General features: G+C 66.3%; 11 protein-coding genes and 1 pseudogene. 9 read left to right on the forward strand and 3 right to left on the reverse strand.

Translation table 11 applies throughout. The features are described from left to right. Window positions 1-395 precede the first annotated feature (395 nt). A complete protein-coding gene (gene modA / locus A5658_RS12040) occupies window positions 396-1,259 on the reverse strand; it encodes a molybdate ABC transporter substrate-binding protein (protein WP_082993111.1) in 864 nt (287 codons plus the stop codon). Between the two features lie 176 nt (window positions 1,260-1,435). Here modA and A5658_RS12045 point away from each other — a divergent pair, with 176 nt between their 5' ends. From A5658_RS12045 to A5658_RS12055, 3 genes and pseudogenes are all read left to right on the forward strand, one after another. Beyond that, entirely contained in the window at window positions 1,436-2,113 is a 678-nt protein-coding gene (locus A5658_RS12045; RefSeq protein WP_067334663.1) for an SDR family oxidoreductase, read from the forward strand. A 126-nt stretch (window positions 2,114-2,239) separates the two neighbouring features. Then, a pseudogene (locus A5658_RS12050) lies at window positions 2,240-2,560 on the forward strand (LLM class flavin-dependent oxidoreductase); the annotation flags it as partial. 131 nt (window positions 2,561-2,691) lie between these two features. Further along, the gene (locus A5658_RS12055) at window positions 2,692-4,077 is read left to right on the forward strand and encodes an NAD(P)/FAD-dependent oxidoreductase (RefSeq protein WP_067334667.1); all 1,386 of its coding nucleotides are present in this window, start codon (window positions 2,692-2,694) and stop codon (window positions 4,075-4,077) included. On the opposite strand, the gene A5658_RS12060 is transcribed toward A5658_RS12055, so the two are convergent. Then, entirely contained in the window at window positions 4,074-4,472 is a 399-nt protein-coding gene (locus A5658_RS12060) for a PaaI family thioesterase (RefSeq protein WP_067334670.1), read from the reverse strand. The two genes, A5658_RS12055 and A5658_RS12060, sit on opposite strands and share 4 nt — an antisense overlap. A 152-nt stretch (window positions 4,473-4,624) precedes the next feature. On the opposite strand from A5658_RS12060, the gene A5658_RS12065 reads away from it, so the two are divergent. Beyond that, entirely contained in the window at window positions 4,625-6,004 is a 1,380-nt protein-coding gene (locus A5658_RS12065; RefSeq protein WP_067334673.1) for a cytochrome P450, read from the forward strand. Window positions 6,005-6,089: 85 nt separating this feature from the next. Next, window positions 6,090-6,839, forward strand: a complete 750-nt coding sequence (locus A5658_RS12070) for a phthiotriol/phenolphthiotriol dimycocerosates methyltransferase (protein ID WP_082993112.1) — start codon at window positions 6,090-6,092, stop codon at window positions 6,837-6,839. A gap of 99 nt (window positions 6,840-6,938) precedes the next feature. Here A5658_RS12070 and A5658_RS12075 read toward each other — a convergent pair whose 3' ends face one another. Continuing rightward, window positions 6,939-7,739, reverse strand: a complete 801-nt coding sequence (locus A5658_RS12075) for an iron reductase (protein WP_231997292.1) — start codon at window positions 7,737-7,739, stop codon at window positions 6,939-6,941. Between the two features lie 170 nt (window positions 7,740-7,909). Between A5658_RS12075 and A5658_RS12080 the strand changes: the two genes are divergently transcribed. The 4 genes from A5658_RS12080 to A5658_RS12095 all read left to right on the forward strand — a co-directional run bounded on the left by A5658_RS12080 (window position 7,910) and on the right by A5658_RS12095 (window position 12,320). Further along, the gene (locus tag A5658_RS12080; RefSeq protein WP_067334680.1) at window positions 7,910-8,326 is read left to right on the forward strand and encodes a BlaI/MecI/CopY family transcriptional regulator; all 417 of its coding nucleotides are present in this window, start codon (window positions 7,910-7,912) and stop codon (window positions 8,324-8,326) included. Between the two features lie 14 nt (window positions 8,327-8,340). Continuing rightward, the gene (locus A5658_RS12085) at window positions 8,341-9,294 is read left to right on the forward strand and encodes a M56 family metallopeptidase (protein WP_067334683.1); all 954 of its coding nucleotides are present in this window, start codon (window positions 8,341-8,343) and stop codon (window positions 9,292-9,294) included. Window positions 9,295-9,416: 122 nt separating this feature from the next. Then, window positions 9,417-10,874, forward strand: coding sequence for an NADP-dependent phosphogluconate dehydrogenase (gene gndA, locus A5658_RS12090; RefSeq protein ID WP_067334686.1), 1,458 nt, complete (start codon window positions 9,417-9,419; stop codon window positions 10,872-10,874). A gap of 9 nt (window positions 10,875-10,883) precedes the next feature. Then, the gene (locus A5658_RS12095; RefSeq protein ID WP_067334689.1) at window positions 10,884-12,320 is read left to right on the forward strand and encodes a GuaB1 family IMP dehydrogenase-related protein; all 1,437 of its coding nucleotides are present in this window, start codon (window positions 10,884-10,886) and stop codon (window positions 12,318-12,320) included. Window positions 12,321-12,409 lie beyond the last annotated feature (89 nt).

A 12,409-nucleotide genomic window follows, 5' to 3' on the forward strand; every position in this document is an offset into this window, starting at 1 on the left:
ATTCGACAGGGCCTAAAAACCGCAGGATGACGCGGGTAATCGCAGCGATCGGTGCTGCCGGGCCGGGCGGTGGTGGTGGCACCGGATCGGCGCCGGCCACCGTCGGCCACGCGAATGTGATCGCCCCGGCACCGCCGATCGCTGCGATTACCCGCGTCATCCTGCGGTTTTTAGGCCCTGTCGAATAGCGTTCCACCCGGTCCATGAGGCAAAAACCTACCGTGTTACCCCCGTGACGCAAGTGTGAATTGCAGACGTTTCGCGTGGTTTTCTGCAGGCTGCGCGGACGGACGGCGTCGCATCCTCCCAGCTCATCACTTGTGCTGGCGGCACAGGTGACAATTCGCTAACGCCGATGCGGTCGGGCGCGTCACGACCGACGAGGTTTTGCCTGTTCAGGGACTGTCGAAGCCAGCCTGGCTCAACACACGCTGCCCCGTCGCGCCGACCACCAGGTCGACGAACTTCTGCGCCAGCATCGACTCCGAGGCCTTCTTGAGCGCGACGATCGGATAGACGTTGACCGCGTCCGCGGACTCCGGAAACCGGACGGTGTCGACCGAGGCGCCGGCCTTGTGCGCATCGTTGAGGTAGACCAGTCCGGCATCAGCTTCTCCCCCAGTGACTTTCGCCAGCACGCCGGCCCCGATCGGCTCCTCGGTCGCGGGGTTGAAGTGCACCCCGACCCGGTCTTCGATGCGTTGAGCCGCCGACCCGCAGGGCGCCGACGCCTGACACACCGCGACTCGTACGTCGGGTCCGGCCAGGTCGGCGAACGACCGGATCTGCTTCGGATCGCCTGGGGCGGTGACGATCACCAACGTGTTGGACGCGAAGTTGACCGGTTCACCACTTGTCAGGTCGGCCTTGATCACGGTGTCCATCTGCGCGGCGTCCGCCGCAGCGAAGACATCGGCGCTGGCACCCTTGGTCAGCTTGTTCGCCAGCTCGGCGGACGAGGCAAAGTTGAATTCCACGGTCGCGCCGGGGTTGTCGGTTTGAAACTTGCCACCCAGCAGGGTGAATGCCGGTTTGAGGGATATTGCGGCGAACACCATGATCGAGGTGGCCGGCCGGTGACCTGACGGCGAAGTACCCGGCGTCGCCGTCGGCTGCCGGCCGCATCCGCTCACACCGGTCGCCAATGCGAGCACGAGCAAGGCAGCCGTCCTGACTGCGCGCGCGCCGCCCAGCCCAGATGTCACGGTTCCCAGCGTTGTCCAAACGGTGATCGCGCCGTGCCGGAATCGGAGTTTCATATCTAGCTACCGTCCAGTAACATAAGGAAACGTTAATGCCATACACGCCCTGAAATCCCAGGGACCGGCGGTGCGGTATGCCACCATCGAAGCACCGGAAAGCCGTTGCTCGAGCGGTACGCCGCGGCGCTCCCGACAAGCCGGCACCTGGATTCAATGCTGAATACGAGGAGGTCATGGCCGTGGAGGTACTTGTCACCGGAGGCGACACCGAACTGGGTCGCGCCGTTGCTGAAGAGTTCCATAGCGCGGGCCACACGGTCACACTGCTGGGTGCTCGCCGAGACGACCTCGAGGTAGCCGCCAAGGAGATCGAGGCGGACGCCATCGTCTGCGACAACACCAGCCCCGCCGCTCTTGCGGAGGTTCGGCACCTGTTCCCACACCACCTGGACACGATCGTCAACATTCCGGCGCCTCACTGGAACTCCGGCGACCCGCGCGAGTACACGCTGTCGGACCTGGCCACCGCCTGGCGCACTTCGCTGGACGACACCGTGCTCTCGGCGGTGCTGACGCTCGAGACGGTGGGCGACCACCTGCGATCCGGCGGGTCGATCATCAGTGTGATGCCGGAAAATCCCCGCCCGGGTAGCGCCGAGGCCGCGGTCAAGGCCGCGCTCTCCAGCTGGGTCGCCGGTCAGGCGACGATCTTCGGCACCCGCGGTATCACCGTGAACGCGGTTGCCGCCGGACGCAGCGCACAGCCCGGCTACGAAGGCCTGTCCAGCACGCCGCCATCGGTAGCCGCCGAGGTTGCCCGGATGTCGCTGTTCCTGACCAGTGGCGCCGCTCGGCACATCACGGGCCAGACGCTGCACGTCAGCCACGGTGCGCTGACCCAGTTCGCCTAGCCGCACGACGATGCGCGTCGTGAAACGGCGTGAGGAGCGCGGCAATCTACCAAGCCGCAGTTCGCCCGGCGCGTAATTGTCGACGGCGACCTTTGTCGCGCGGCGCCCGTCGCTAGCCGGGAATGTGTGGCTATTCGACTTGGCTTTCACATTCCCAACTTTTCCTACGGCACCGGTGTCGAACAACTCTTTCCCACCGTAATCGCGCAGGCTCGCCAAGCTGAATCAGCGGGCTCTGAATCGGTTTTCGTGATGGACCACTTCTATCAGCTGCCGATGCTCGGCTCACCCGATCAGCCGATGCTCGAGGCTTACCCGGCCCTTGGGGCACTCGCGACTGAGCGAGTTCAGTTGGGCACGTTGGTGACTGGCAACACCTACCGCAATCCCATGCTGCTGGCCGAAGCCATCACCACCCCCGATATGGCCAGCGCCGGTCGGTCGGTAGATCGCGCAGCGAGGCGCGTCACCTGCGACCCGCCGGGTGTGGGCGATCACACCCCTGGTACGTCGATAATTGCAGGTCCGGCCGACTATCGTGGTGTTGAACCCAGTCACCGCTGAGGAGCAACCAAACCATGAACGCCCAGCCCGAGGACACTGCACTAGATCGTCGACACCGGGTTGTGGTCATCGGCTCCGGATTCGGCGGGCTGAACGCCGTCAAAAAGCTCAAACGGGCCAATGTCGACATCAAGTTGATCGCCCGCACCACCCACCACCTGTTCCAGCCGATGCTCTACCAAGTGGCGACCGGCATCGTCGCCGAAGGCGCGATCGCGCCCCCGACTCGAATGATCCTGCGCGGCCAGCACAACGCCCAGGTGCTGCTCGGCGACGTCACGCACATCGACCTCAAGGGCAAGTTCGTCGTCTCCGAGTTGCTCGGCCACAGCTACGAAACCCCTTTCGACAGCTTGATCATCGCCGCCGGTGCCGGTCAGTCGTACTTCGGTAACGACCAATTCGCGGAATTCGCACCGGGTATGAAGTCCATCGACGACGCGCTCGAATTGCGTGGTCGGATCATGAGCGCGTTCGAGGCCGCCGAGCGGTCCAACGATCCAGAGCGGCGCAAGAAGCTCCTGACGTTCACCGTCGTCGGAGCGGGACCGACGGGCGTCGAAATGGCCGGGCAGATCGCCGAACTCGCGGATTTCACGCTCAAAGGTGCTTACCGCCATATTGATTCGACGAAGGCGCGGGTCATCCTGCTCGATGCCGCGCCCGCCGTGCTGCCGCCGATGGGTGAGAAGCTCGGCAAGAAGGCGGCCGCCCGGCTGGAGAAAATGGGCGTGGAGATCCAGCTCGGTGCGATGGTCACCGACGTGGACCGCGACGGCATCACCGTCAAGGACGCCGACGGCACCACCCGTCGCATCGAATCCGCCTGCAAGGTGTGGTCGGCGGGTGTGTCCGCCAGCCCGCTGGGCCGGGACCTTGCCCGCCAATCCGGCGTCGAACTCGACCGTGCCGGCCGGGTCAAGGTGTTGCCCGACCTGTCGATTCCCGGCCACCCCAACGTGTTTGTCGTCGGTGACATGGCCGCCGTCGACGGTGTGCCCGGTGTTGCGCAGGGCGCGATTCAGGGCGGCAAATATGCGGCGGGCTTGATCAAGGCCGAGTTGGCCGGCGCCGACCCCGCCCAGCGCGAGCCGTTCCAGTACTTCGACAAGGGGTCGATGGCCGCGGTGTCGCGGTACTACGCCGTGGTGAAGATCGGTCCGGTGGAGTTCGGCGGCATCATCGGCTGGTTCGCCTGGCTGCTGCTGCACCTGGTCTATCTGATCGGGTTCAAGAACAAGATCACCACGGTGCTGTCGTGGATCGTGACGTTCCTGAGTGGTCGGCGCGGCCAGTTGACGATCACCGAGCAACAGGCGTTCGCCCGCACCCGGCTTGAGCAGCTAGCCGTGCTGGCCGCCGAGGCGCACGAGGGCGAGACGGCCAAAGCCGCCAGCTAGCCAGCGTTTTCGAGGTTTTGCAGCCGCACCTGACCGCGGGCCACCAGTCGTTCGTCGGAGTCGACGATGGTGACCTGCCACAGTTGCTGACGCCGTCCACGGTGAATCGGAATCGCGGTCCCGTAGAGCATCCCGCTGCGAATGGCCCGCAAGAAGTCGGTGTTGTTGTTGACGCCGACGACCGACCCTTCGCCGCCCTTGGCGGCCATCCAGGTGTAGGCGGCGACGCTGGCCAGGCTCTCCACCATTGCGCAGTAGACGCCGCCATGGACGATGCCCATGGGTTGCAACAGCTTGGGTACGACGTCCAGTCGCGCGCGCGTGCGGTCAGGACTGATCTCGGTGAACTCCAGTCCTAATTCCTTGTCGAACGGCGCTTCTGGCATCGGTTCCATGCTTGTAGTGTCTACAGGCCGTCGGACACACCAGGCGTTCCGGGTACAGCAAATTCGTGCAGACCACGCGGTCAACCGATACTGTGGGCCTGATTCAAGCCGTGTGAGCGACGGTTGGAATTCGCTCACACGCCCACGGTTGGAAGGAACACATGGTTGCGCCGACGACCGAGCCGGTGCGGTTGCCGCCCGGTCCCCGGACTCCGAAGCTGATCCAGATGGTCCAGTTTCTGGTGCAGAACCACGCGATGTTCGACAACATCTGCAAGCGCTACGGCAGCAACGTCGTGAGCGTGAACCTGCCCCACAACGACCACGCGGTGGTGATCAACGACCCGGCGTTGGCAAAGGAGCTGTTCAGCACCGGCACTGAGTTGGTTCAGCGTCCACCGTCCGGAAACGGGTCGATCGGTGGGGCGTTCGGACCGGGGTCGACGTTCAGCCTGGCCGGCGACGAGCACCGCGAGCGCCGCAAACTGCTGGCGCCGCCGTTCCACGGCAAGCGGATGCGCAGCTACGACCGCATCATCGAAGAAGAGGTCGAGCGCGAGATCGCGACCTGGACCGAGGGCAAGGAGTTCGAAACGCTGGAGCCGATGCTGCGAATCACCGTCGGGGTGATCCTGCGCGCGGTGTTCGGCGCCGAAGGTGCCGCGCTGGAAGAACTTCGAGAGACCGTGCCGGCGATGGTGACGCTCGGCTCGCTGCTGGTGGTGTGTCCGCCGTTCGTGCGCAAGGACCTGGGGCCGTGGAGCCCGTGGGGGCGCTACATGAAGCAGCGGCGGCGGTTCGACGCCGTCATCGCCTCGCTGATCTCCGAGGCCCGCGCCGACCCGGCCATCGAAGAGCGCAAGGACGTGCTGGCGCTGCTTTTGCAGGCCCGCTACGAAGACGGCGAGCCGATCTCGGACGATCACATCGCCGACGAACTGCTGACCCTGCTGGGTTCCGGCCACGAGACCACCGCATCGTCGCTGGCGTGGGCAATAGAGCGGTTGAGCCGACACCCCGAGCTGTGCAAGCGCCTGGCCGACGAGGCGGATGCCGGCGGTGGCGAACTGCGGCAGGCCACGATCTGGGAAGTGCAGCGCACCCGCCCCGTGCTGGACGGCACGACGCGCCGCACCAAGACGCGAATCCGGTTGGGCGAGTGGGTACTTCCGGAGGGCACCAACATCATCATCAGCATCAAGCTGGCTCACGCATCCGAAGAGGATTTCCCCGACCCGGAGGCGTTCAATCCGGATCGCTACATGGGCACCGCCAGCAAGCCCGTCGCGTGGATTCCGTTCGGTGGCGGTGTCAACCGTTGCGTCGGTGCGGCTTTCGCCAACATGGAGTCCGACGTCGTGCTGCGCATGCTGCTTCGCGAATTCCGTTTCGAGCCAACCGATGCGCCCGGCGAGAAGGCGTTCTGGCGTGGCGTCGCGACCGTGCCGGCAAAGGGTGCGCGGGCGGTTGTCTACCGGCGTACGGACAAGCCGCCGGTGGATTCCGACTCGCTGTTCGTGGCTGACCACGGCAGCGTGTAACGCACTGGCATACTTGCCTGCTGTGACAGGCGGCCTCAGGCAATACGTGAAACCCCTCGGTAGCTATTCGTGGTTCAAGCTGGCCATGAACAAGTACTGGTATCCCTTCGTCACCCGTCGATGGGATCAGGATGACGTCGTGTTCCTGAACTGGGGCTACGAGGAAGACCCGCCGATGGGCCTGCCTCTGGCGCCAGAGGACGAGAAGAATCGGTGGGGTATTCAGCTCTACCACCGCACAGCCAGCCAGACCGACCTCACCGGCAAGAAGGTGCTCGAGCCCAGCTGCGGCCACGGCGGCGGCGGGGCCTACGTGATGAAGACGCTGCACCCGGCCTCCTACACCGGCCTGGACTTCAACCCCGACGGCGTCGCCTTCGCCAAGCGCCGGTATCCCCTGCCGGGGCTCGATTTCGTGCACGGTGACGCGGAGAACCTGCCGTTCCCGGACGAGTCGTTCGACGCCGTGCTCAACGTCGAGGCCTCACACGCCTACCCGCACTTCGACCGCTTCCTCAAGGAGATGGTCCGGGTCCTGCGTCCGGGCGGGCACTTCCTATACGTCGACTTCCGCGGGTTCCTCGAATATGACGAGTGGGATGCGGCGCTGGCCGCCCTGCCGATGCGAATGGAGTCCAAGCGCGAGATCAACCGCGAGGTGCTGCGCGGGCTGGACAACAACTCGGGCCGCTACCTCGAACTGGTCGGCAGCCGGCTGCCGGTGTTCTTGCGGCCGTTCGGCAAGCTGTTCGCCGGCGCCCCAGACACATTGATGTACAAGGAATTGCAGCGCGGCCGGCTGTCCTACCGGATGTACCACTTCATCAAAGACTGACAGCAGCCCTCGAATAGCAGCGAGCCCCGTGCACATGTGCACGGGGCTCGCCGTATCGAGAGACCGGGGGTCACTGCAGCCCTCAGGACGCCGGCGCGGTCATTCATCGCTCGATGCCAGCAGCATAGGCAAGGCTGCCCTAATTTCGCAAGATGTTCCCCGCCTGCGCGTCCGCGCCGCCGACAGGCCGCGAACCGGCAGCCCGAATCCGACCAGCGCGTCCAGCACCGCCTGACCACGGCGCATCGCGGTCAGCTCGTCGGCGCCGGCCAGCTGCGGCACCTGCGTGGCCGACGCCACCACCATTGACCCGACGATGTGCCACATCGCAGCGATCGGCAGAGCAGCGCCGCTGACCGCATGCAGCTTGGCGAAAAGCGGCTCGAGGGTGCGGTGGCAGCGGTGCGCCACCCAGGTCGTCAGCGCCGCCTCGCTTGGCAGCCGGACCACGCCATCGGCGAGGCCGGCACTGGCGCACGGGTCGTCGGGTAATACCCGTACCGTCGGGTCGACCACCCCGGCCCAGTCGATCACGCCGTCGGAGTCGACGTGGACCCACAGATTCTCCAGCCCGGTGTCCCACGCTCTGGCCTCCAGGACCACCAACGCGACCACCCGGCCAATCACGGTATGAACCAGCGTCGCCGCCAATTGCCTTGCGGCACTGCGCCGGTCCATGTCGACGATTGCGGCGTCGAACATGGCCTGCAAACGATCGGTGCTCAGCGCGGAGGCCAGCGGCCACCAGCGGCGTACCGACACGTCAGCGAGCACGGCGACGCCATAGACCCGTGGACATTGCGGATACAGCTCGCGCAGCCGGCGGCTGGATTCGTGCAGGGGCAGCACGCGGTCAATGGCCATCGCCGCAATCAGCGGGTCGTCGATCGTGATCGTCACGGTCACCTCCTGTTATAAGGTTAGCCTAACCATATATTTGACTTCGAACCAGTGGGGACCCGCACAAGCGCCGATGGTTTCGGCAGGTGGCGATCCCGCCGACGGCAGAGGTACGACGGTGAGTAGTAAGCGCGAGTACTCTGGCGGCATTGCCAAGGAGATGAGCAGACATGGCTAAGCAGACGCGGCTCGGGGACCTCGAACGCGCGGTGATGGACCACCTCTGGTCCGCACCCCACCCGCAAACCGTGCGCCAGGTGCACGAGGCGCTGTCTGAGCAGCGCGACCTGGCCTACACGACCGTCATGACCGTGCTGCAGCGGCTGGCCAAAAAAAATCTGGTCTCCCAAATCCGGGACGACCGCGCCCACCAATATGCGCCGGTACACGGCCGCGACGAACTGGTCGCCGGGCTGATGGTCGATGCACTCGACCAGGTCGCAGATACCGGAAGCCGGCAGGCCGCCTTAGTGCACTTCGTCGAGCGCGTCAGTGCCGACGAGGCCGAAGCGCTGCGGCGTGCGCTCGACGAATTGGAATCAGGGCACCGGAAACCCCCGTCTGCTGGCGCGCGGCCGGAGGGCTGAGGGACACTGGGACCATGTCTGGGCTGGCCTTCACCGTTCTCGCGGTGATGCTGGTCGGCCCGGTCCCGGCGTTGCTGGCGCGGGCCACCTGGCCGCTGCGCGCGCCCCGGGCCGCGATGGTGCTCTGGCAGGCAATCGCCGTCGCCGCGGTGCTGTCGGCGTTCAGCGCCGGCATCGCCATCGCCAGCCGGCTGTTCGTCCCGGGCCCCGACGGGAGGCCCACGGCCAGCCCCGCCGCCGAGATCGGCCGCCTCGGCTGGCCACTGTGGCTACTCGACGTCGCGGTCTTCGGTTTGACCTTGATTATCGGCGCGCGACTTCTGGTGGCCGTCATTCGGGTCGCCGTTGCCACCCGGCGACGGCGGGCCCACCACCGGATGCTGGTTGACCTGCTCGGGCTGTCTCCCGATCTGGTGTCCGCGCGGGCCTGCGCCCGCGAGCGCGACCTGCGCGTGCTGGAAGTGGCGCAGCCGCTGGCCTACTGTCTGCCGGGCGTCCGCAGCCGCGTGGTGGTCAGCGAGGGTGCCCTTGACTCGCTGACCGAAAACGAGGTCACCGCGATCCTGAGCCATGAGCGCGCACATCTGCGTGCCCGCCACGATCTGGTGCTCGAGGCTTTCACCGCTGCCCATGCGGCGTTCCCCCGATTCGTCCGCAGCGCAAGCGCTTTGGATGCGGTGCAACTGCTCGCCGAGCTGTTGGCCGACGACGCCGCTGTCCGGGTGGCCGGCCGCGCTCCCCTGGCTCGCGCTCTGGTGGCCTGCGCGGCGGGCCGTGCGCCGATCGGTGCGCTGGCCGCCGGCGGCGCCCACACCCTGGTGCGGGTGCGGCGGCTGTCGGCCGGTGGCAACAGCCTGTGGGTGTCGACGGCCGCTTATCTCGCGGCCGCCGCGGTATTGGTCGTGCCGACCATCGCGCTGGCCATCCCCTGGCTCACCGAATTGCACCGGCTGTTCGTCGCCGCCTAACCCGGCGACCGGCGGCGGACCGCGCTAGGGCGATACTTTGCACAGGCACGAATCCCGCTGTGCCACAGTGTTCGGTGGCAGGGCCGTGGGACGTTGAAGACACGAAAGCGAGAGGCGCATACATGAGCTCGTCGGAATCGAAGACCGGGACCGCGCAGATCGGCGTCACGGGCCTGGCCGTGATGGGCTCGAACCTCGCCCGCAACTTCGCCCACCACGGCTACACGGTTGCGCTGCACAACCGGTCGATCGCCAAGACCGATGCGCTGCTCAAAGAGCACGGCGGGGAGGGCAAATTCGTCCGCTCGGAGACCATCGAAGAATTCCTGGATGCGTTGGAGAAGCCGCGGCGGGTGATCATCATGGTCAAGGCCGGTGACCCGACCGATGCCGTCATCAACGAACTCGCCGATGCGATGGAAGAAGGCGACATCATCATCGACGGCGGCAACGCGCTCTACACCGACACCATCCGTCGGGAAAAGGCCATCCGCGAGCGCGGCCTGCACTTCGTCGGCGCCGGCATCTCCGGCGGCGAGGAAGGCGCGCTCAAGGGCCCCTCGATCATGCCCGGCGGGCCTGCCGAGTCGTACACATCACTGGGCCCGCTGCTGGAGGAGATCTCCGCGCACGTCGACGGCGTCCCCTGCTGCACACACATCGGGCCGGACGGCGCCGGACACTTCGTCAAGATGGTGCACAACGGCATTGAGTACTCCGACATGCAGCTCATTGGCGAGTCCTACCAACTGCTGCGCGACGCGCTCGGCAAGACCGCTCCGGAGATCGCCGACGTGTTCGCCGAGTGGAACAAGGGCGATCTGGACAGCTTCCTGATCGAGATCACCGCAGAGGTGTTGCGTCAGACCGACGCCAGGACCGGCAAGCCGCTGGTGGACGTCATCGTCGACGAGGCCGAGCAGAAGGGCACCGGTCGCTGGACGGTGAAGTCCGCCCTCGACCTCGGCGTGCCCGTGACCGGCATCGCCGAGGCCGTGTTCGCCCGCGCACTGTCCGGCTCGGTTGCCCAGCGCAAGGCCACCACCGGCCTGGCCTCCGGCAATTTGGGCCAAAAGCCAAGCGATGCAAAGCAATTCATCGACGACGTCAGCAAGGCGCTGTACGCGTCCAAGATCATCGCCTACGCGCAGGGCTTCAACCAGATCCAGGCCGGCAGCGCTGAATACAACTGGGGCATCACCCCGGGAGACATGGCCACCATCTGGCGTGGCGGCTGCATCATCCGCGCCAAATTCCTCAACCGGATCAAAGAGGCATTTGACGAGAACCCCGACCTGCCCACCCTGATCGCCGCGCCGTACTTCCGCAGCGCGATCGAAGCGGGTGTGGACAGTTGGCGTCGCGTCGTGGTGACCGCTACCGAACTGGGTATCCCCATCCCGGGCTTCGCTTCGGCGTTGTCCTACTACGACGCACTGCGTACCGAGCGACTGCCCGCTGCGCTCACCCAGGGGCTGCGAGACTTCTTCGGCGCGCACACCTATGGACGGACTGATGAAGACCCGAGCAAAAAGTTCCACACCCTCTGGAGTGCAGACCGCAGCGAAGTTCCCGCCTAGCGGGGTCCGATGAAGTTCCTGGAGGGACACCGCCCGGCGTACGACCTGACCTACGACGACGTCTTCATCGTGCCCAACCACTCGGATGTGGCGTCGCGCTTCGACGTCGACCTGTCGACCAACGACGGCTCCGGCACCACCATCCCGGTGGTGGTGGCGAACATGACCGCGGTGGCTGGTCGACGAATGGCCGAGACGGTCGCCCGCCGTGGCGGGATCGTCGTTCTGCCGCAGGATCTTCCGATCGCCGCGGTGCAGCAAACCGTCGACTTCGTCAAAAGCCGCGACCTGGTCGTCGACACCCCGGTGACCCTGGAGCCTGAGAACTCGGTGTCCGATGCGCTGGCGCTGATCTCCAAGCGCGCCCACGGGGCCGCGGTGGTCACCTTCGAGGGCCGCCCGATCGGGCTAATCACCGAATCATGCTGCGACGGTGTCGATCGCTTCGCCCGGGTTCGCGACGTCGCGATCACCGACTTCGTCAAAGCCCCGGTGGGAACGAATCCGCGAGAACTATTCGATCTGCTCGAGCACGCCTCGGTCGACGTCGCGGTGATGACCGCCACCGACGGAACCCTCGCCGGAGTGCTGACCCGAACCGGCGCGATCCGCGCCGGCATCTACGCGCCGGCCGTCGACGCGAAAGGCCGACTGCGCATCGGTGCCGCGGTCGGCATCAACGGGGACGTGGTCGCCAAGGCTCAGGCGGTGGCCGAGGCCGGCGCCGACCTGGTGGTCGTCGACACCGCGCATGGCCACCAGGCCAAGGCCCTGGACGCGATCAAGTCGATCGCGTCGCTGGACCTGGGTGTGCCACTGGTCGCGGGCAACGTGGTATCGGCGGCCGGCACCCGCGACCTGGTGAACGCCGGCGCGTCGATCGTCAAGGTCGGGGTGGGCCCGGGCGCGATGTGCACCACCCGCATGATGACCGGTGTCGGTCGGCCCCAGTTCTCGGCCGTCCTCGAATGTTCCTCGGCGGCAAGGCAACTCGGTGCTCACGTGTGGGCTGACGGCGGCGTGCGTCACCCGCGCGACGTCGCCCTGGCGCTGGCGGCCGGAGCCGCCAACGTGATGATCGGCTCGTGGTTCGCCGGCACCTACGAGTCGCCCGGCGACCTGCTACGCGACCGGGACAACAGGCCGTACAAGGAGAGCTACGGCATGGCCTCAAAGCGCGCGGTGGTGGCCCGCAGCGCCGCCGACAGCGCCTTCGAGCGGGCCCGCAAGGCATTGTTCGAAGAGGGCATCTCGACGTCGCGGATGGCGTTGGACCCGGTTCGCGGAGGTGTCGAGGATCTGCTCGACCACATCACCTCCGGCGTGCGCAGCACCTGTACCTATGTCGGCGCGTCGACGCTGGCCGAGTTGCACGAGCGGGTGGTGGTCGGTATCCAGTCGGCCGCGGGCTTCGCGGAGGGGCATCCTTTGCCGTTCGGCTGGTGAACCAGGGCGTGTCGGCGCCGCGACGAGAACTCCAGCGCGTCGCGCCTTCGCTACGATCAGAGTTCACGCGTGAGTGGATACGTCGAAGA

Origin of the sequence: Mycobacterium sp. 1245111.1 (genome assembly GCF_001673405.1) — a bacterium.
Taxonomy (GTDB): domain Bacteria; phylum Actinomycetota; class Actinomycetes; order Mycobacteriales; family Mycobacteriaceae; genus Mycobacterium.